The following is a 17,878-nucleotide window of genomic DNA, read 5'->3' on the forward strand; positions in this document are numbered from 1 at the left end:
GGCGCGAGCCGACGTCCACAACCGGGTGGTCCGAGTCTGGTTGCGCTCGCACCGGCTGGGTAGTGAGGCGCAATGCCCGCACGTTTCGAGGACTACCCCCGCACAGCGATCGTCACCGGCGCGGACTCCGGCATCGGCAAGGCCTGCGCGGTGGCTCTCGCCCAGGCCGGTTTCGACATCGGCATCACCTGGTACGGCGACCCGGACGGCGCCCGGCGGACCGCCGCCGAGGTGCGCGGCACCGGGCGTGCCTGCGAGGTCGCGGAGATGGACCTGACGCGTCTGCCGGACTCGGCCGGCGTCGTCGACGAGTTGGCCGACCGGCTCGGCGGCATCGGGGTGCTGGTCAACAACGCCGGCACCGGAGCGTCGGCGCCGTTCGTCGACACCGGCTGGGAGGCCTGGCGGGAGGTGCTCTCGGTCGATCTGGACGGGCCGTTCCTGTGCGCGCAGCGGGCCGCCCGACGGATGCTCGCGGCCGGTGCCGGGGGCCGGATCATCAACATCACCAGCGTGCACGAGCACGCGCCCCGGGTCGGCTCGGCCGCGTACTGCGCGGCGAAGGGCGGGTTGGGACTACTCACCAAGGTGATGGCGCAGGAGTTGGCCGTCGACGGGATCACCGTCAACGCGGTGGCGCCGGGCGAGATCTCCACCCCGATGACCGGGCAGGAGGACGTCGACCCGGTCACCCAGGAACGGCCGGGCGTGCCGGTGGGCCGCCCGGGCGACGCGCGGGAGGTCGCCGCGGTGGTCGCGCTGCTCGCCTCCCCCGCGGCCGCGTACGTCACCGGCGCCTCCTGGCCGGTGGACGGCGGGATGCTGATGATGGGCCCGCAGGCCGTCGCGCTCACCTCGAACGACTGGCGACGAGTCGAACCGGCGTGACGGTCGGCGGTCGCCCCGGCGGGAGCCTAGGTCTGCGCCGTCGACGACCGGGCGACGTAGGCGAACTGCGCGGCGAAGGCCAGTAGCGCCACCGCGGAGCCCACACCGATGGCGGGCCCGGCGGGCAGCCCCGCGAGTGCGGTCAGCAGCGTCACCCCGAGCCCGAACAACAGAGCGTTCACCGCGCCCACCATCAACGCCGTGGTGAGCAGCAACTGCGCCCGCCCCGGCCTGTTGCCGACCGCGGCCCAGGTGGCCACGGCGCCACCGCCGCCCGACACCGCGTCGGCGAAGAAGTCGTGCCCGGCGGACAATCGCTCGTGGTAGTACGCCCGGATGCGCTGCATCCGTTCCAGATCCACCTCGTTCTCCACCATGTTCTGCACGAGTCGCAGGAACGTGAGCACCCCGGTGACCACCAAGGTGGGCAGCACCGCCCCGAGGTACGGACGGACCAGCGCGCCGGTGCCGGAGACGAAACCGAGTCCGATCAGCGCGGCGGAGAGCAGCGACAGGAAGATGGTCGCCCGGCCCACCGACTCGGTGACCGTCGCGCTACGCGAGGTCTGCAGCACGAAGTGTTCGGTGGTGAGGGCGGTGAGCAGGGCCTGTTCGCGTTCACTGTCGTCCATGGCACCTCACCGTCCGTGGTCTACCAGCCGGGCATCGTCACGATATGAGTTCCGGGACGGTACTCATCGGCGAATGCGGTGGTTCCGTAGGGGACAGCGGCCACCAGGTCCCGTATCCTGCCGTCATCCGAAATGATCGCCGGGCGCCACGGCGGCGGCCGGCCCGGAGGGGAGGCCGGATGCGGCGGCCGGGCGGCTGGCGGTCAGGTCGTACGCCCCGGCAGCGGCGCGCGTTCGTGGTCGGCGGCGGGCTGCTGGCGACTGCCGTGGTCATGCTGCTGGCCGCTTGGCGTAGCGGCGGCTTCCTCAGCGACCTGCTGCTCAACCTCGGGGCCAGCGTGGTGCTCGCGGCGATCTCGTACGTCATCTTCGATCCGCTGTTCGAGGAGGCCCGCAAGGCCCGAGTGCAGGAACACCTGAGCTTCGACCAGGAAGCGTTCGTGGCGCGGCTGGGCAGGTGCAGGCGGGTGCGTGTCCTCGACACCTGGACGATCCTGCTCGACGACCAGCACCGGCAGGCGACCCTGGACGCGATCGAGGCGGCCCTGCGTAACGGGGCGGAGGTGCAGCTGCTCCTGCTCGACCCGGACTGCACGGCGGCCCAGCAGCGCTCCGAGGAGTTGGAGCGACAGGGCGTCGACGTTCCCGGCCACATCCGGGCGAATCTGCGACACCTCATGGCCCTGCGGAAGAAGATCGGTGAGAACGAGCGGTTCGAGGTGCGGATCTACGACGCGTCACCGTCGATCCAGCTTTACCAATGGGACGGGCGGTCCCTCATCTCGTTCTTCCCCGTCGGCAAGCTGTCATTCAACGTTCCCCAACTCGAGGTCGACATGAGCAGCCCGTTGGGCGGTTTCGTGCACGCCCGGTTCGAGGAGCTGTGGGACCACGACCAGGCCACCGTGCCGCTGGAGCGATACGACCGGCTGGCGGTGACGCTGGGCACCGAGAACTCCGACTACCTCCGGGCGGAGATGGCGTACGTGGAGGTTGACGGCGAGCACTACATCGATTGCGAGCGGTCACGGCCGAACCTGTCACTCACCGCGCGGGCGCCGCTGCCTCGTACGCCCGGGTCGGCGCCACGGGTGTTCACACTGATCGAGCCGGCTGACGACGAGCGCCACCCGGTGGCCCGGCGCTTCGACGAGAAGTACGGCCCGGCGCGCGGTGAGCGCGCCATCCTGCGCCTCGCACCCAGGTAGCCGCCCGGTCCTCCGCTCCCCCGCCCGCTGTACCCGTGCAGATGTCGCCGTCAGCAGGAGCGGCACCCGGGGACGAGGGTGGCCGGACGGCACGCGCGGTGACCCCGACCGGCGACCGAGCCGTGGCCGGCGGGACAATGGGAGCACCCCGCCCGGCCAGCGCCGGTGACGAGCCTGTCGAGACGGTAGGAGAGCGGTCAGCGTGTCGGAGAACTCCCGGCCCTCGGGGCCGGAGCGGGACGCCCTGCGCGCCGATTGCGCGCGCTGCTTCGGCCTCTGCTGCGTCGTCCCGGCCTTCGCCGCGTCCGCCGACTTCGCGATCGACAAGCCGGCCGGGCAGCCCTGCCCCAATCTGCGCCCGGACCACCGCTGCCGTATCCACGCGGACCTGCGGGGCCGCGGCTTTCCCGGCTGCACGGTCTTCGACTGCTTCGGCGCCGGGCAACAGGTCGCCCAGGTGACCTTCGGCGGGCGGGACTGGCGGGCCGAACCGGAGACCGCGCAGGTCATGTTCGACACGTTCACGGTGATGCGCCCGCTGCAGGAGCTGCTCTGGTACCTGACCGAGGCGCTTGCGCTGCGCCCGCCGGCGGGGCTGCGCGACGAGCTCGACCAGGCCCGCGCGCAGACCGTCCGGCTCACCGAGGGCAGCCCGCAGGAGCTGCTGGCCCTGGACGTCGGGGCGCACCGCGACCGCGTCAACGTGTTGTTGTCGCGCGCCGGCGACGCTGCCCGGTCCCGGGGTGGGCGGCCGGGCGCCGACCGGCGGGGTGCCCGACTGTTCGGGGCGGACCTGCGCGGCGTCGACCTGCGCCGCGCCAACCTGCGGGGCGCGCTGCTGATCGGCGCCGACCTGCGCGGGGTGGACCTGCAGCTGGCCGATCTGACGGGCGCCGACCTGCGGGGCGCGGACCTGCGCGGGGCCGACCTCTCCGGCAGCATCTTCCTGCACCAGTCGCAGCTGGACGCCGCCCGTGGTGATGTTCGTACCCGGTTGCCGGCAGGGTCGACCCGGCCGGCGCACTGGACGGCGGTACCGCTCGCTCCGGTGCCGCGTACGCCCCGGCCGGCACGAGCGGCGCGGCGCGGCCGCCGCTGAGATCAGCCGGACGACGGTTTTCTCCCCCGGCAGGCGGACGTTTCCCCCGATTTCCGGCGGGTAGCCACGGCTGATTCGGAGACGGCACCGACGGGAGGCGACCGTGGGCTTCAGAGCGCGGCAGGGTGAGCAGCCGGTCGATCCGGAGCACGCCGAGGACGAGGCCGGTCAGGCCCGACTGGTCCAGGTCGAGGCGGACACCGAGGTCCCGGCCCCGGACGACACCGACGTACGGCCCGATCTGGTCACCGAGGACGACGGATCGGGCGTGGCCGGCGGCGGGTCCGGCAGCAGCGGTGGCGGATCGAGCATGCCCGGGCACCCGGACGCGACTCGCTGACCCGCCGCCGCGTCAGCCCACTTCTGAGCTCGGTGAGGGGTGTCGGCTCACCTGGCCGGCACTGCCGCGCGGGCCTCGGTCATGCCTCGGTTGGCCAGCGCGTCGGCGCGCTCGTTCTCCGGGTGACCGTTGTGCCCCTTCACCCACAGCCAGGTGATCTGGTGCCGGGCGCAGGCCGCCTCCAGCCGCTGCCACAGGTCGGCGTTCTTGACCGGCTGCTTCGCCGCGGTCTTCCATCCGTTGCGCTTCCACGAGGCGAGCCAACTGGTGATCCCGTTACGCACGTACGTGCTGTCGGTGTGCAGTTCGACCGCGACCGGCCGGGTCAGGCTCTCCAACGCCTGGATGGCGGCCATCAGTTCCATCCGGTTGTTGGTGGTGGGGGTCGCCTCGCCGCCGCAGAGTTCCCGCTCGTGCCCGCCGTAGCGCAGCACCGCGCCCCAGCCGCCCGGTCCCGGGTTACCGCTGCACGCGCCGTCGGTCCAGATCTGTACCACTCCGCCGGTTTCCGCCATGCCGGCAACCTACCGCCTGCGCCGGCTCACGCCCGGCGTAGGGGCGTCAGAGGACGACGGGTGTCTCGACGCCGGAGGCGGGGTCGACGAGGCTCACCAGCCGGAAGCGCTGGGTCACCACGAGGGTGTCGTCGTCGACGGTGAAGTTCGGGTCGCCGAGTTCGGCGCGTACCTGCGGGCTGTGCCAGAACTCCTCATGGCCGGCTCGCCACTCGGCCACCGACTCGTCACCCTCACCTTCGTCGAGTGCGTGTCGCAGGTCCACGTCCGCGAGCCGGACCACCCGGACGTCGGTCAGCTCGATCACCGCGACCGGTTGCTCCGCCGAGTCGACCACCGCTGACCGTTGACCGGCGCGGGGCAGCGGCTCGCCCTCGCGTTCGTAGCCGAGGAGCAGGCCGGTGGTCGAGGTCTTGACCCCGGCGAGGATCGCCGCCACCAACCGGTCCCGCAGCGGACCTGGGAATGCGAACTCGGCGCGGGGAAGATCGTCGAGGGGCATGCGGCCGACAATAGCGGCCGCCGAGCCAGCCCGCGTCCCCGCCGCCGTGCTCACAGCTCGGGCCGGATCACGCTCTCGCGTACCGGGGGTGGTACGGGCGGAACGGGTCGGGGCGGTCGGAGCCGGTCGCGCAGCCGGTGGGCGGAATCCCCCACGGTGGCGGTCACCATCGGCCGGAGCCGGGTGGAGCTCATCACGGCCAGTTCCTCGGCCGGGGTGGTGGTGCCGTCGAGGAACCGCAGCACCCGCTCGGGTGGATTGCGATCGAAGAGCCGGGCGAAGAACTCCGGACCGCCGACCGTCCCCCGATCCAGGGCGCGCAGCGCGACCGCGTCCATCCAGCGGTGCCGGCGGGGGTACGCGGGCGGCGGCACCGGCGGCCGGCCCTCGGCGAGGGCGTGGGCCACCTGTTCCGCCTGGCGGCGCATCGCGGAGAAGGTGAATCCGGTGGACGGTCGGGTGGCGCCCCCGGCGGTACCGAGGCGGACGACCCGGGGCGACGGGTGCGCGTCGAACGGAGCGTCGGTCATCGGGATCACCCCGTTCTCCACCTCCCGCACCGTCAACCGGGCCGGGTCGAGGCCGAGCAGGTCCCGGTATCCGGCCAGCGCCGCGTCGTACCCGGCGCCGGTGAGCAGGCTGGGTGAGAACTCGGTGTACTCGACGAGGGCGTGCCGGTCACTGACCGGCAGCAGGTAGCCGAAGGAGACGCCCCGCGCGGGCTGCGGGGTGCGGAAGTCCATGAGTACCGCCCGGCCGGGATCGAAGAGCGGGCGCTCGGCCGCCAACCACCAGCCCCGGAAGTGCTGGAGCCAGGTCGTGCGGCCGGGGCGCGCGGGCGGCCGAGGGCGGGAGTCGAGCACCCAACCGGCGCGTACGGTCGGCGCGTCGCCACCGGTGCGGACCAGCACCCGCTCGCCGTCGTCGTGCACGGTGTCGACGGCGGCGAGCATCCGGGTCACGCCGAGGCGGCGCTCCGCGGCGGCGGCCCGTTCGTAGACGGCGGCGGAGCGGAGCATCGCGTACCGCAGCGGGGCGAGGTCGAGCACCCGGCGCGCGGCGGGTGTGACCACCTCGACCTGCTGCCAGCTCGCGCTCAGCAGTGGGTCGAGGTCGCCACCCGGCCGGTCCCAGAACGCCCACGTCCGGTCCTGGCCGCGCCGGTGCACCGGGTCGATGACGGCCACCCGTAGGCCCCGTACGCCGTGCCGGTCGAGCGCGGCGAGCAGGAGCGAGGCCGCACCACCGCCCCCGAGCAGGGCGAGGTCCACGTCGACCGGTGCGGAGTGCATCCGACCACGCTGCCACATCGCCTCGGCGGCGGGCGCGCCGACCGGCGGCGCGAAGCGGCATCGCCCGGACGTCACGTTCCGGCGGCGGCGATCCCGGCAGTGGACTCGGTCGCGCGTTGACATGCAACCGTACGGTTGCCTAATCTGACGTGCAACCGATTGGTTGCCTATCAGGGGGTGCGGTGGACGCGGTGTTCCGGGCACTCGCCGACGCCAGCCGTCGGCGACTGCTCGACAGCCTCAACGCCCGCAACGGGCAGACCCTGCGTGACCTCTGCGCGGGCCTGGACATGACCCGGCAGTCGGTGAGCAAGCACCTGGCGGTGCTGGAGGCCGCCGACCTGGTCACCACGGTGCGCCGGGGGCGGGAGAAGCTGCACCACCTCAACGCGGCACCGATCAACGCGATCGCCGACCGGTGGATCAGTCGTTACGACCGTCAGCGGGCCGAGGCGCTCGCCGACCTGCGCGCAGCATTGGAGGGTGTGCCCGTGGAGGGTCCCACGTTCGTCTACACCACCTACATCGACACCACCCCGGAGCGGCTCTGGGCCGCACTCACCGAGCCCGCCTTCACCCGCCGCTACTGGGGTGGCCTCGCGCTGGAGTCCGACTGGCGGGTCGGCTCACCGGTGCTGTCGCAGGACGCGCCGGGTGAGGAGTTCCGCGACCTCGGCCAGCGGGTGCTGGTCGCCGAGCCGTACCGGCGGCTGTCGTACAGCTGGCACGGCTTCCAGCCGGAGCACGCCGCGCACTTCGGCTGGTCCGAGGAGGAACTGGCGGCCCGGCTGGGCGAGCGCCGCTCGAAGGTCACCTTCGAGATCGAGCCGCACGGTGCCGCGGTCCGCCTGACGGTGGTCCACGACGACTTCTCGCCCGGCAGCGAGATGCACCGGGCGATCAGCGGTCAGCTCGACGGCAGCGGCGGCTGGCCGGAACTGCTGGCCGGCCTCAAGACGCTGCTGGAGACGGGCCGCCCCCTGCCGGAGCCGACCCCGGCCGGCTGAGCGGGTCCGACCCGCGGTGGCCCGGGTCCGGCTGGGCGTCGGGCCGCGCGGCACCCGAGATCACCGCGGCGCTCAGCACCGCGGCACGCTCAGGCCCACCCCGGCACCCGGGATCAGCGCGGCACCCGGGATCACCGCGGCCCGCGGCGAGACCTCGCCTTCGACCCAGCCGGAACGACCTGGTCCCAGCCGGGCGCGCCCGACGTTTCCGCAGCTCCCTCCGTTCCGGGGTGGACACGTGACGGCAACGAAGATTTCTCATTTTCACCGGATCGGGGGGCCAACCGCCCTAGTGTTGGGCACACCGGTGCTAGTCGCGGAGTTGGCCACCCGAACGGCGTCCCGCCACGTGCTCAGCGGACGAAGAGTGAGGGAAGACGCGTATGAAACCGAAGAAAGTCATCCTGTCGGCGGCCGTCGGCGTGGGTCTCGGCGTACTGCTCCTGCCGGGCGCCGCGCTCGCGGAGACCGTCGTCTCGCCGGCCACCACACCGGTGGGTGGCACCGTTGTCCTCACCGCGACGACCTGCGACCCGAATTCGGGTGACGCGCTTTTCCGCGTCACCGGCCCCAACCGCGACGAGAACGTCCGCTCGACCACCGTCGCGCCGGGCGGCGGTCTGAGCGCCGAGCTGTTCACCGCCGGATTCACCCTCGGCACCTACACGGTGACCGCCACCTGCGGCGACGGCACGGTGCAGAACAGCACGCAGTTCACCGTCACACCGATCGGCGGCGCGCCGGCCGGCTCCGGCGGGCGCGGCGACGGCACCGGTGCGCTCACCGCCGGTGGCACGCTGCTCGGCGCGGCCGTGATCGGCGCCGTTCTGCTGCTGCGCCGCCGGGGCTCCGCATCCACTCTGGCCTGAACTGGCGAACCATCCCTGTTGCGGGGGCCCGTGCCGGCGACCAGCCGGTGCGGGCCCCCAATTTTCCGGGTACGGAGGTGACCACGTGTGGCGTCGAGGCACACCCGGAAGGACCGTCGCATCCACCACGCCGACCGGACCGCGCGAGCGTCGCGGTCGGCCCGGCCTGTCCACCGTGTCCACTGTCGCCGTCGTGTCCCTGCTCGGCGTCACCGGCGTCGGACTGGTCACCGCCGGGCTGGCCGCCCCGCCGCCCCGCCCTCCGGCGCCGAACGTCACCGCGCCGGTCGCGCCGGCCGTACCGGCCGCCAGCCGTCCCCCGCGCCCCCTGCCACCGCTGCCGCACGCCGCGCCCACCCTGATACGGATCCCCGCGATCGGCGTACGAGCCGAGATCGTCCCGATCGGTGCGGATGCCAGCGGCGTGCTGGAGGTGCCGCCGTTGGACCGGCCCGGCCTGGCCGGGTGGTACCGCCACGGAGTCAGCCCCGGCGAGACGGGCAACGCGGTGCTCGTCGGGCACGTCGACTCCCCCGCCGGCCCCGCCGTGTTCTTCGACCTCGGCCGGCTGCGCCCCGGCGACACCGTCCGGGTCAGCCGAGCCGACACGCGCGTGGCCACCTTCACCGTCGACCGGGTCGACGCGTACCCGAAGGACGCCTTCCCCAGCGACCTGGTCTACGGCCCGGCCGACTCCGCCGGGCTACGCCTGCTCACCTGCGGCGGCCGGTTCGACGAGCGGTCGGGCGAGTACGTCGACAACATCATCGTGTTCGCGAGCCGGACCGGCTGACGTCCAGCCGCCGAACTTCCCGATCCGCGTTCCGGTACGGTGGCCGCCGAGCAGACCGGCGTCGCCGGGATCTACGGCATGAACTTCGCCCACCTGCCCGGGCCGGTCGGGCACGACGGGTACCGGGCCGGTCCCGGCGCCGCGGCGCTCGCCGCGCTGACCCTGCACCGCCTGTTCCGTCGCTCCGGCCGGCTCTGAGCGGCGCGCCTCAGCGCCGCCGCAGGAAGGCGCGGATCCGCTCGCGGGCGTTGTCGGTGAGTTCCGCGCCGTGGGTGAAGGCCGCCACGTCGTACTCCAGTTCGGCGAGGACGTGCGCGGTCTCCTGCGTCATCCGGAAGTCGGTGCACAGGACCTTGATCGGCCAGCGGATGCCGACCACGTTGAACAGCGCGTCGCCGGTGATCAGCACCCGGGTGGGCTCGTGCAGCAGCGAGACGTGCCCCGGGGAGTGACCCGGGGTGTGTACGACGCGCAGGCCGCCGCCGACCGGCAGGACGTCACCGTCGGCGAGGGGCTCGGCCACGTCGACGGCCGGGAACCTGCCCCCGCCGAGCCGGGAGAAGAGCCGGCCGCCGGTGACCGAGGGATCCCGCGGCGGCGAATGGCCCGCCTGCGCGTACTCGACGTCGGCGGCGTGCAGCACGACCGGAGCACCGGTGCGGCGGGCCACCTCGGCCGCGCCGCCGGCGTGGTCCGGGTGCGCGTGGGTGAGCACGATCCGGGTGACGTCGGCCGGAGACTTACCGATCGCCGCCAGGCCTCGCACGATCCGGGCCGGCGCCCGCTTCACCCCGCAGTCGACGAGCGTGACGCTGCCGTCGTCGTCGACGAGCGCATACGAGTTGACCAGCGCACGACCGGCCGTGGGAATGCGCCACAGACCGGGGGCCAGCGGGACAGCGGGAGGTTGGGCCATGCGCGCGAGCCTAGGAGACGCCGTCAACGCCGGCCCGCGAGGACGGATGGCCCGGTGTACGTCGCCGCCGCTACCCTCGCCGGTGTGATGTGGCACCGGTACGTCGCGATCGGCGACAGCACGACCGAAGGCCTGGACGACCCGGACGGCTCGGGCGGTTATCGGGGCTGGGCCGACCGGTTCGCCCTCGCGGTGGCCCGTTCGCAGGGCGGGTTGGATTACGCGAACCTGGCGATCCGGGGGCGGACCACGGCGCGGATCCGGGCCGAGCAGCTGCCGGCGGCGCTCGAACTCGCCCCGGACCTGGCGACCGTGGTGGCCGGGATGAACGACGTACTCCGCCCGTCGTTCGACGTCGATCAGGTCGCCGAGGACGTCGGCGCCATGCAGCAGGCGCTGGTCGAACAGGGCGCCATGGTGCTCACCTTCACCCTGCCCGACCCGGCGCCGGTGATGCCGGCCGCCCGGCCGCTGCGCGGCCGGGTGAGTGCCCTGAACGAGGCGCTGAGGAAGGTCACGGCGTCGACCGGGGCCACCATGCTGGATCTCGGCGCCCACCCGGTCGCCTCCGACCCACGGCTGTGGAGCGACGACCGGTTGCACGCCAACAGCGCCGGCCACGAACGGATCGCCGCGGCGCTGGCGCACACCGCGGGGTTGCCGGGCAGCGACGACTCGTGGTCTCGTCCGCTGACCGCCGCCCCGCGTCGTCCACGGGAGGAGGTGATCCGCGCCGAGCTGGCCTGGACGCGCCGGCACCTGCTGCCCTGGTTGGCCCGGCACCTGCGCGGCAGTTCGTCGGGCGAGGGCCGGGTAGCCAAACGCCCGGTGCCACTGCCGGTCGACCTGGACTGAGCTCCAGCCGCCCTGCACCCCGCTGAGCCGAGATCGGTGCGCACACGCACCGGCAACGCCCCGACCGATGCCGGCACCGGGTAGGGCAGGATGGCCGGATGGCAAAGCGTGGGACCCGCCGGCGCGCGGCGGACGACCGAGAGCTCTCCTGCCCCTGCGGGTCCGGCCGGTCGTACCCGCAGTGCTGCGGCCCGCTGCACCGGGGCGAGGCCGACGCGCCGACCGCCGAGGCGCTGATGCGCTCCCGGTTCAGCGCCTTCGCCGTCGGCGACACCGACTACCTCCTGCGCAGCTGGCACGAGCGCACCCGGCCGTCCCGGCTCGACCTCGACCCCGGTCGACGGTGGCTCCGGCTGGAGATCGTCGACACCGAGCGGGGTGGCCTGCTCGACAGCACCGGCACGGTCGAGTTCCGCGCCTACCACCGCACCGGCGGGCACACCGGGATGCAGTCCGAGCGCAGCCGCTTCGTACGCGCCGACGGCCGCTGGGTCTACCTCGACGCCGAGCAGTAATGACCAGCCGTTTCGCGCCGCCCCACGGCTCGCGCCCCGTAGAATGAGCGCGGCGCTCCCGCGTCTCGCGGCCATCGCGGTTGTCGGCGCCACCGGGCTCGGCGAGGCGACGGAGACGCACGGTGACCATCACGACCTTCATCAACCTGCCGGTACGCGACCTGGCCAGCGCCGCCGAGTTCTTCCGTTCGATCGGCTTCACCGGCGCCCAGCCCTCCCCCGACCGCACCAGCCTCATGCTGAAGCTCAACGACACGACCCAGCTGATCCTGCACATCGACTCCGCCTTCGCCGAATACACCCAGGTGGCGATCACCGACACCGAGGCGAGTCGGGAGGTGATCGTCGGGCTCGCCGCCGAAAGCCGGGAGCAGGTCGACGAGTTGGTCGACCGGGCCGTCGCGGCCGGCGGCAACGCCCTCGGCGCGGGTCAGGACGCCCCCGGGCTCTACATGCGCGGCTTCCGCGACCTCGACGGCCACCAGTGGTCGTTCGTCCACCAGACGAGCTGAGCGCGCCGTCCGGTCCGGGCCGGCGGGCCGCCCTGCGCCGTCCCGGTTCCACGTCCGCACGCCTCACGGCGAACTCCGCCCGGGTGGGCGGGCTCGCTGGGCGGCTGCCCCGCCGACCCGGCGACCGGGGCGGCCGGCCATGCCCGACAGCAGCGCCAGCGCCAGGTACGGCAGTGCGGCCACCGCGAACGCGACCGCGTTGCCGGCCGCCGTGGCGACGAGACCGTACCCGGCGTAGACGGCGATGACCGTGACGTCGGTGGCCATGCCGGCGAGCGAGGTGACGGTGGCCCGGCTCGGGCCGGAGATCCGGGCCTGCAGACGGGCGTCGGCCAGCACGGTGGCGAGTTGGAATGCGCCGAAGGCGACCGCGACCAGGACGAACCCGGCCGGATGGCTGGTCAGCGCGCCGCCGGCCAGTGCCAGCGCGGCGACCCCCAGCAGGACGGCGTACCCGCGTTCGGTGAGCCGCTCCCCGGCCGGCGCGAGCAGCCCACCGACGGTCATCCCGACCCAGATCAGCAGGAGCAGGAGCGGCACCGCCGAGACGTCCACGCCGGTGTCCCGGGCCAGCAGCGGGGTGTACTCGTCGAGCGCGCCCCACACCGCGGCCACCGCGGCCACCAGTAGCAGCGCGCCCCGTACCGGGGGGACCGTGCGGGCCTCGGCCAGCCCGGCACGCAGGCTCGCCACCCACCCGAGGTCGTCGGGCGGATCGGCCGGGATCCGGTCGGCCCTCCCGGTCCGGACCGGCTGCGCGTCGGCCGGGTCGGCACGGCCGCGGTGCTCGGGGAACCGGGTGGCGACAGCCGCGGCGAACAGGCACGCGAGGACGCTGGCCGCGCCGACCGCCGGGTATCCGCCGGCGAGCAGCACCGGGCCGGCCAGCAGGCTCGAGGCGAGCGCGCCGAGCACCCCGGCGGTCTTGGCGCGGCCGGTGATCCGGGCGTACCGGCCGGCCGCGCCACACCGGTCCAACTCGGTGAAGACCAGCGCCTCCAGCGCGCCGGAACTGAGCGCCGCGCCGGCCCCCCAGAGCAGGAAACCGAGCGCGAACACCGGGTACGAGGGCAGCAGCACCCAGAGGGCGTAGCCGCCGGCGGTGACCAGCGGGGCGAGGCAGAGCAGCAGCCGCCGGGAGACGGCGTCGGCCCAGGCGCCCGAGGGCACCTCCAGCAGGATGGCGCTGGCCGACCAGATGACGAAGAGCGAGGAGATCTGCCCGACCGACAGCCCGGTGTCGGCGAAGAGCAGCGCGTACAGCGGGTAGAGCAGGACGAGGTCGGTGAGGAACGCGTACCCGTAGAGGGTCGCCGTCAGACGGCGGACCGCGCGGTCGGGCACGCGCGTGGCGGTGACGGTCATGAGGCCTTCCCGTGGGAGCGGAGCGGACGCCTGAGGTACGGCGTCCGCGGCGGCCCACGGCTGCGGCCGTCAGCGGTGTATCAATGTCGCCACGTCATGCCCGCGATGCTAGTCGGGCCGGCCGTGGGGAGGCCAGCGTTCGTGGCGTGCGGACGGCGAACTCGCGCCACCGTCCGGTCCGGGCAGGCGGGTGGGGCGGGACCACGTCCCACCCCACCCGATCGGGTGCTCAGCGATCGTCCGGCCGTGGCTCCATCGGCGGAATGACCATGGTCTCCTCGCTGTCCGCCGCGTTCCGCTGGGCGGGAAGCGGCGGGCCGGACGAGGTGGCCTGCGTGGCTTCCGGGTCGTCCGGCCGGACCACCACCTGCGTCTGCTCCGGATCCGCCGGCCGGGTGACCACCTGTGTGGCGTCCGGATCCGCAGGCCCGGTGACCACCTGCGTCTCCTCCGGCTCGGCGGGGCGGGTGACCTGGGTGGCGTCGGGGTCGGCGACCAGGCTCGCCGGCTCGGCTGTCGCGTCGGCGTGCCGCCGCTCCTGCGCCGCGGCGTCGCGTCGGTCGGCCCGGTAGGCGCGCGCGTGCGCGGCGATCAAGTGGGATTCCTGCTCCGCGCGGGTCAGCCACGTCTCCCAGCGGCTCTGCATCGGCCGGACCAGGCCACCACCGACGCCCACGACCAGGATCCCGCCGACGGTGGCCAGCACGGCGATGAGCACCGGGGTGGTGACGGTGGTGGCCACGCCGATCTGGTTGAGCGCCGCGACGACGCCCAGGCCGAGAACGAAGGCGTACGCGATGGCGCCCAGCGCCCGGCCGTACCGGAGACCACCGAGGGCACCGCCGATGATGTCCTTGACGGCGCTGGCGATCGCGGCGGCGACCACCACGATGACGATGGCCACGAAGGCACGCGGCAGCCAGGCGATCACCCCGGCGATCAGGTCCGAGACGGGGTTCGGCCCCCAGATACCGAAGGCCAACTGGAGGGTCACCAGCAGCAGCCCGTACTGGACGAGTTTCGCGACGATGCCGCTCGCGTCGTAGCGGGCGCGGTTCAGCGCGCGGCGGAGACCACCGCGCTCCACGGCACGGTCGAAGCCGACCCGTTCGAGGATCCGGGTCACGATCTTCAGGGCGGCCTTGGCGACGAGCCAGCCGACCACCAGGATCGCCACGAAGGCGACCGCCTTGGGCACGAACAGCATCACCGAGCGGAGCGCGTCGCCCACCGCGTCGCCGACGTTGTCTCTCATCCGAGCTCCTCCACGCGGGTAGGTCGAGACGTTGGGCCCCGACCTACCCGGCGGGTGCCGCGCGCTAAACGCGAAGCTTCGAACCCGGCGACGAGCCGGCCTGCGGGCGGCGCCCGAAGTGGACCGACGCGGGCGCAGGGCGCCGTGTCCCGGCCGCGCCCGGTGCACCGCTGCCGCGGTCAGGACCGCCGACCGTGGCCGTCCTCCTCGGCCGCGCCGGCCACGTTCTCGGTGAGCGGGCCGAGGTCCGCTCGCTCGGGCGGTGGGCCGAGCGGTGGCGCGGCGGAGGCCGGCCCGCCCGGCGATCCGGTGAACTTGTCGAAGAAGCGCAGCAACTCGACGGGAAACGGCATCACGAGGGTGCTGTTCTTCTCGGCCGCGACGTCCACCACCGTCTGCAACAGCCGCAGTTGGTACGCGCCGGGCGTGGCCGCCATCGCCCGGGACGCATCGGCGAGCCGGCGCGACGCCTGGAACTCGCCGTCCGCGGCGATCACCCGGGCGCGCCGCTCCCGCTCCGCCTCCGCCTGCCGGGACATCGAGCGCTTCATGCCCTCCGGCAACGAGACGTCCTTGACCTCGACCCGTTCGATGAGCAGACCCCACGGCTTCTCCGTCGGTGCGTCGATGACCGACTTCAGCTCGGCGTTGATCCGGTCCCGGTCGCCGAGCAGCGTGTCCAGGTCGGCCTTGCCGATCACCGAACGCATCGCCGTCTGGGCGACCTGGAGCACGGCTGCGGGGTAGTCACGTATGTTGACCAGCGCCTTGACCGGGTCGACCACCCGGTAGTAGACGACGGCGTCGACCGTGAGCGTGACGTTGTCCCGGGTGATCGCGCCCTGCGGCGGCACGCCGATCACGGTGGTCTGCATGCTGACCCGCACCATCCGGTCGGCGATCGGGATGATCAGGTGCAGTCCGGGCTGCCGGACCCGCTCCAGCACCCGGCCGAAGCGGAAGACGATGCCCCGCTGGTACTGCTGGACCATCCGGAGGCTGAGCGCCAGCACGAGCACCACCACCACGACCACGACGACCACGGCGACGACCACACCGGTTTCCATGGCACCGCCTCCGAATCCCGACCGACGCACACGTTGCGCAACCGCGCGTACCCGTTGTCGCAGCCGTCAGTCCTGCCATTCGTCACGAGGCGGCAGGAACCGCGACGGGTGCCACCCGGGGTGCCGACCGCCGTTCATCGGGTCGGGTCCGACCGGAGCGGGCCGCACGCTCGGGATTGGATCTCGCTCCGGTGCCCGCCGTCCTCCCTACGATGGCGTCCCGTCGGCCGTCTGGAGGACGTCGTGCTGGAGCGTTTCGTCGACCTGTCCACTCCGCTGCTGGCGGACGCGTGCGTACGCCTGGGGGTGCCGCCGCGGGCCGCGCCGCCCGGTGTGCGCCCGGTGCTCGCCGGCCAACGGGTCGCCGGTCGGGTGTTGCCAGCGCGGCACTACGGCAGTGTGGATGTCTTCCTGGAGGCGTACGGCCACGCGTCGACCGGCGACGTGCTGGTGGTCGACAACGGCGGCCGGACGGACGAGGCGTGCGTCGGTGACCTGACCGTTCTGGAGGCGGCTGCGGCAGGTGTGGCCGCTCTGGTGGTGTGGGGGTTGCACCGGGACACGGCGGAGCTGATCGAGATCGGGTTGCCGGTGTTCAGCTACGGCGGTTTTCCGCCGGGTCCGGTGCGGGTGGACGAGCGGGAGCCGGCGGCGTTGACCAGCGCGCGCGTCGGTGAGCACGAGGTGAGCCGGGGCGACCTGGTGTTCGGCGACGACGACGGGGTGCTCTTCGTGGCCGCCGACGTCCTCGACGAGGTGCTGGCCACCGCGGAGCGGATCCGGCAGGTCGAGCGGGAGCAGGCGGCACGGATCCGGGCGGGTGAGACGCTGCGCCGGCAGACCGCCTTCGACGACTACCTGGCGCGCCGGGCGGTCGATCCGGCGTACACGTTCCGGCGTCACCTGCGCAACGTCGGTGGGGCGATCGAGGAGTGAGGGCGATGCGCGGACGACCGGCACGGTCCGCCCTCTAGCGCAGCGCCGGGTACGGCAATATCCTCCACATGACGCGCGGCCGATGGAGCTACTTTTCACAACCCCCGGTCCGGCCGCAGAGGAGCTGTCATGCACGTCAACCATTCCGAACTGGACCGTCGTACGCTGCTGCGGGCCGGCCTCGGCGCCGCCACGGTCGCGGTCGTCGGGAGCGAGCTGGCCTTTCCCGCCGCGGCCCAGGCGACCCCGGGAACGAGCACGGACCTCGACTGGATCATCAGTTGTGACGAGTGGGGGGCGCGCCCGCCGGCTGACCCGTTGTCGGTCAGCGCCACCCCGACCAACAAGATCATCGTGCACCACATGGCCTTTCCGAACGTCACCGACTACTCCGAGGCGCAGGCCGTCAAGCTGGCGAAGGACTGCCAGGACCTGCACATGGACGGCAACGGGTGGTCCGACACCGGGCAGCACTTCACGGTGAGCCGGGGCGGCTACGTGCTGGAAGGCCGGACGGGAAGCCTGGAGCGCCTCCAGGCCGGCGACCGGCAGATGATCTCGGCCCACTGCCCGGGTGAGAACGGACGGGCCATCGGGATCGAGAACGAGGGCACGTACGTCACCGAGACGCCGCCGCAGGCGCTGCTCGACTCGCTGGTCAAGCTCTGCGCCACGATCTGCCGGCAGTACGGCCTGCAGGCACACGACATCTTCGGCCACTGGGACTTCCGCAACACCCAGTGCCCGGGGGCGGCGTTCTACCGGCAGTTCCCGATGCTGCGGCGCCGGGTGTTCGCCGAACTCGGCACCGACCTCGCCGACGTGCCGGCCCGCCGCTGGCCGGACCTGTGGCGTTTCGTCGGCTCGCCGGCCGTGCAGGTGGCGCAGTACCTGCTCGCCCACCGCGGCTACACCGTTCCGGTCAACAGCGTCTTCGACGCCGCCACGGTGGCCGCGGTGCAGGACTGGCAGTACCGCAACGGCATCCCGGTGGACGTCGACGCCACGCTCACCCCGCAGACCTGGGAGACCCTGGTCCCCGAGCTGGGCAGGGACGCGAGCGGGCTGCCGGTCAGCGCCGTGCAGTTCATCTTGAACATCAAGGGGTACGCCGAGGTGACCGTCACCGGCGAGTACGACTACGCGACCCGCAAGGCGGTGCAGGACCTGCAGGGCGTGCACGGACTGCCGCGCAACGGCAAGGTGGACGTGAGCACGTGGTGCGCCATCGTCGGCGGCGTGGTCCGGCAGTCCTTCAAGCACCACTGAGTCCGGTCGACGTCCGGCGGGGAACGGTCGACCCGGCCACTCC

21 protein-coding genes are annotated in these 17,878 nt (G+C 73.2%); 13 read left to right on the forward strand and 8 right to left on the reverse strand.

The features are described 5' to 3' along the window. Window positions 1–72 precede the first annotated feature (72 nt). Window positions 73–888, forward strand: coding sequence for an SDR family oxidoreductase (locus tag AB0F98_RS19835; RefSeq protein ID WP_357737275.1), 816 nt, complete (start codon window positions 73–75; stop codon window positions 886–888). Between the two features lie 26 nt (window positions 889–914). Here the strand turns inward: AB0F98_RS19835 and AB0F98_RS19840 are convergent, their stop codons facing one another. Beyond that, the gene (locus tag AB0F98_RS19840) at window positions 915–1,520 is read right to left on the reverse strand and encodes a hypothetical protein (RefSeq protein WP_357737277.1); all 606 of its coding nucleotides are present in this window, start codon (window positions 1,518–1,520) and stop codon (window positions 915–917) included. Window positions 1,521–1,699: 179 nt separating this feature from the next. Here AB0F98_RS19840 and AB0F98_RS19845 point away from each other — a divergent pair, with 179 nt between their 5' ends. The 3 genes from AB0F98_RS19845 (at window position 1,700) to AB0F98_RS19855 (ending at window position 4,167) form a co-directional block, all read left to right on the forward strand. Continuing rightward, on the forward strand, window positions 1,700–2,728 hold the full coding sequence (locus tag AB0F98_RS19845; protein WP_357737279.1) for a DUF5919 domain-containing protein: 1,029 nt from the start codon (window positions 1,700–1,702) through the stop codon (window positions 2,726–2,728). 202 nt (window positions 2,729–2,930) lie between these two features. Continuing rightward, window positions 2,931–3,827: a pentapeptide repeat-containing protein gene (locus tag AB0F98_RS19850; protein WP_357737281.1), complete on the forward strand. Its 897-nt coding sequence runs from the start codon at window positions 2,931–2,933 to the stop codon at window positions 3,825–3,827. Window positions 3,828–3,930: 103 nt separating this feature from the next. Further along, window positions 3,931–4,167 (forward strand): preprotein translocase YidC, encoded by a 237-nt coding sequence (locus tag AB0F98_RS19855; protein ID WP_357737283.1) that lies wholly within the window; start codon window positions 3,931–3,933, stop codon window positions 4,165–4,167. A 47-nt stretch (window positions 4,168–4,214) separates the two neighbouring features. Here AB0F98_RS19855 and rnhA read toward each other — a convergent pair whose 3' ends face one another. From rnhA to AB0F98_RS19870, 3 genes are read right to left on the reverse strand one after another with little or no spacing between them, the layout of a single operon-like run. After that, window positions 4,215–4,682: a ribonuclease HI gene (gene rnhA / locus AB0F98_RS19860; RefSeq protein ID WP_357737285.1), complete on the reverse strand. Its 468-nt coding sequence runs from the start codon at window positions 4,680–4,682 to the stop codon at window positions 4,215–4,217. Between the two features lie 46 nt (window positions 4,683–4,728). After that, window positions 4,729–5,184, reverse strand: coding sequence for an ASCH domain-containing protein (locus tag AB0F98_RS19865; protein ID WP_357737287.1), 456 nt, complete (start codon window positions 5,182–5,184; stop codon window positions 4,729–4,731). Between the two features lie 50 nt (window positions 5,185–5,234). Further along, window positions 5,235–6,476 (reverse strand): lycopene cyclase family protein, encoded by a 1,242-nt coding sequence (locus tag AB0F98_RS19870; RefSeq protein WP_357737289.1) that lies wholly within the window; start codon window positions 6,474–6,476, stop codon window positions 5,235–5,237. Window positions 6,477–6,658: 182 nt separating this feature from the next. Between AB0F98_RS19870 and AB0F98_RS19875 the strand changes: the two genes are divergently transcribed. The 4 genes from AB0F98_RS19875 to AB0F98_RS19890 all read left to right on the forward strand — a co-directional run bounded on the left by AB0F98_RS19875 (window position 6,659) and on the right by AB0F98_RS19890 (window position 9,343). Beyond that, window positions 6,659–7,483: a metalloregulator ArsR/SmtB family transcription factor gene (locus AB0F98_RS19875; protein ID WP_357737291.1), complete on the forward strand. Its 825-nt coding sequence runs from the start codon at window positions 6,659–6,661 to the stop codon at window positions 7,481–7,483. Window positions 7,484–7,866: 383 nt separating this feature from the next. Next, a complete protein-coding gene (locus AB0F98_RS19880) occupies window positions 7,867–8,352 on the forward strand; it encodes a hypothetical protein (RefSeq protein WP_357737293.1) in 486 nt (161 codons plus the stop codon). Window positions 8,353–8,527: 175 nt separating this feature from the next. Beyond that, window positions 8,528–9,145, forward strand: coding sequence for a class F sortase (locus AB0F98_RS19885; protein WP_357737295.1), 618 nt, complete (start codon window positions 8,528–8,530; stop codon window positions 9,143–9,145). A gap of 39 nt (window positions 9,146–9,184) precedes the next feature. Then, a complete protein-coding gene (locus tag AB0F98_RS19890; protein ID WP_357737297.1) occupies window positions 9,185–9,343 on the forward strand; it encodes a hypothetical protein in 159 nt (52 codons plus the stop codon). Window positions 9,344–9,353: 10 nt separating this feature from the next. On the opposite strand, the gene AB0F98_RS19895 is transcribed toward AB0F98_RS19890, so the two are convergent. Next, window positions 9,354–10,061 (reverse strand): MBL fold metallo-hydrolase, encoded by a 708-nt coding sequence (locus AB0F98_RS19895; RefSeq protein WP_357737299.1) that lies wholly within the window; start codon window positions 10,059–10,061, stop codon window positions 9,354–9,356. 54 nt (window positions 10,062–10,115) lie between these two features. On the opposite strand from AB0F98_RS19895, the gene AB0F98_RS19900 reads away from it, so the two are divergent. From AB0F98_RS19900 to AB0F98_RS19910, 3 genes are all read left to right on the forward strand, one after another. After that, window positions 10,116–10,916 carry an SGNH/GDSL hydrolase family protein gene (locus AB0F98_RS19900; RefSeq protein ID WP_357737301.1) on the forward strand — a complete coding sequence of 267 codons (801 nt, stop codon included), beginning with the start codon at window positions 10,116–10,118 and terminating at the stop codon, window positions 10,914–10,916. A 98-nt stretch (window positions 10,917–11,014) separates the two neighbouring features. Beyond that, window positions 11,015–11,431 (forward strand): YchJ family protein, encoded by a 417-nt coding sequence (locus AB0F98_RS19905; protein WP_357737303.1) that lies wholly within the window; start codon window positions 11,015–11,017, stop codon window positions 11,429–11,431. 122 nt (window positions 11,432–11,553) lie between these two features. Next, window positions 11,554–11,943: a VOC family protein gene (locus AB0F98_RS19910; RefSeq protein ID WP_357737305.1), complete on the forward strand. Its 390-nt coding sequence runs from the start codon at window positions 11,554–11,556 to the stop codon at window positions 11,941–11,943. Window positions 11,944–12,006: 63 nt separating this feature from the next. Here the strand turns inward: AB0F98_RS19910 and AB0F98_RS19915 are convergent, their stop codons facing one another. The 3 genes from AB0F98_RS19915 to AB0F98_RS19925 form a co-directional block, all read right to left on the reverse strand. Beyond that, complete coding sequence (locus AB0F98_RS19915; RefSeq protein WP_357737307.1) at window positions 12,007–13,308, reverse strand: MFS transporter; 1,302 nt, start codon at window positions 13,306–13,308, stop codon at window positions 12,007–12,009. Window positions 13,309–13,537: 229 nt separating this feature from the next. Continuing rightward, window positions 13,538–14,563 (reverse strand): hypothetical protein, encoded by a 1,026-nt coding sequence (locus AB0F98_RS19920; RefSeq protein WP_357737309.1) that lies wholly within the window; start codon window positions 14,561–14,563, stop codon window positions 13,538–13,540. Between the two features lie 179 nt (window positions 14,564–14,742). Continuing rightward, window positions 14,743–15,630: a slipin family protein gene (locus tag AB0F98_RS19925; RefSeq protein WP_357737311.1), complete on the reverse strand. Its 888-nt coding sequence runs from the start codon at window positions 15,628–15,630 to the stop codon at window positions 14,743–14,745. A 243-nt stretch (window positions 15,631–15,873) separates the two neighbouring features. Here AB0F98_RS19925 and AB0F98_RS19930 point away from each other — a divergent pair, with 243 nt between their 5' ends. Further along, window positions 15,874–16,566 (forward strand): RraA family protein, encoded by a 693-nt coding sequence (locus AB0F98_RS19930; RefSeq protein ID WP_357737313.1) that lies wholly within the window; start codon window positions 15,874–15,876, stop codon window positions 16,564–16,566. Between the two features lie 129 nt (window positions 16,567–16,695). Beyond that, a complete protein-coding gene (locus AB0F98_RS19935) occupies window positions 16,696–17,835 on the forward strand; it encodes an N-acetylmuramoyl-L-alanine amidase (protein ID WP_357737315.1) in 1,140 nt (379 codons plus the stop codon). Window positions 17,836–17,878: the final 43 nt, after the last annotated feature.

It is taken from the genome of Micromonospora sp. NPDC023737, from assembly GCF_040639715.1.
In the GTDB taxonomy this organism is placed as follows: domain Bacteria; phylum Actinomycetota; class Actinomycetes; order Mycobacteriales; family Micromonosporaceae; genus Micromonospora.

Bases quoted from the DNA above. Each gene is read 5' to 3' on its own strand.
- AB0F98_RS19905 (WP_357737303.1), top strand. From the start codon at position 11,015: ATGGCAAAGCGTGGGACCCGCCGGCGCGCGGCGGACGACCGAGAGCTC.
- AB0F98_RS19865 (WP_357737287.1), bottom strand. From the start codon at position 5,184: ATGCCCCTCGACGATCTTCCCCGCGCCGAGTTCGCATTCCCAGGTCCG.
- AB0F98_RS19920 (WP_357737309.1), bottom strand. From the start codon at position 14,563: ATGAGAGACAACGTCGGCGACGCGGTGGGCGACGCGCTCCGCTCGGTG.
- AB0F98_RS19935 (WP_357737315.1), top strand. From the start codon at position 16,696: ATGCACGTCAACCATTCCGAACTGGACCGTCGTACGCTGCTGCGGGCC.
- AB0F98_RS19840 (WP_357737277.1), bottom strand. From the start codon at position 1,520: ATGGACGACAGTGAACGCGAACAGGCCCTGCTCACCGCCCTCACCACC.
- AB0F98_RS19895 (WP_357737299.1), bottom strand. From the start codon at position 10,061: ATGGCCCAACCTCCCGCTGTCCCGCTGGCCCCCGGTCTGTGGCGCATT.
- AB0F98_RS19880 (WP_357737293.1), top strand. From the start codon at position 7,867: ATGAAACCGAAGAAAGTCATCCTGTCGGCGGCCGTCGGCGTGGGTCTC.
- AB0F98_RS19870 (WP_357737289.1), bottom strand. From the start codon at position 6,476: ATGCACTCCGCACCGGTCGACGTGGACCTCGCCCTGCTCGGGGGCGGT.
- AB0F98_RS19835 (WP_357737275.1), top strand. From the start codon at position 73: ATGCCCGCACGTTTCGAGGACTACCCCCGCACAGCGATCGTCACCGGC.
- AB0F98_RS19925 (WP_357737311.1), bottom strand. From the start codon at position 15,630: ATGGAAACCGGTGTGGTCGTCGCCGTGGTCGTCGTGGTCGTGGTGGTG.
- rnhA (WP_357737285.1), bottom strand. From the start codon at position 4,682: ATGGCGGAAACCGGCGGAGTGGTACAGATCTGGACCGACGGCGCGTGC.
- AB0F98_RS19915 (WP_357737307.1), bottom strand. From the start codon at position 13,308: ATGACCGTCACCGCCACGCGCGTGCCCGACCGCGCGGTCCGCCGTCTG.
- AB0F98_RS19845 (WP_357737279.1), top strand. From the start codon at position 1,700: ATGCGGCGGCCGGGCGGCTGGCGGTCAGGTCGTACGCCCCGGCAGCGG.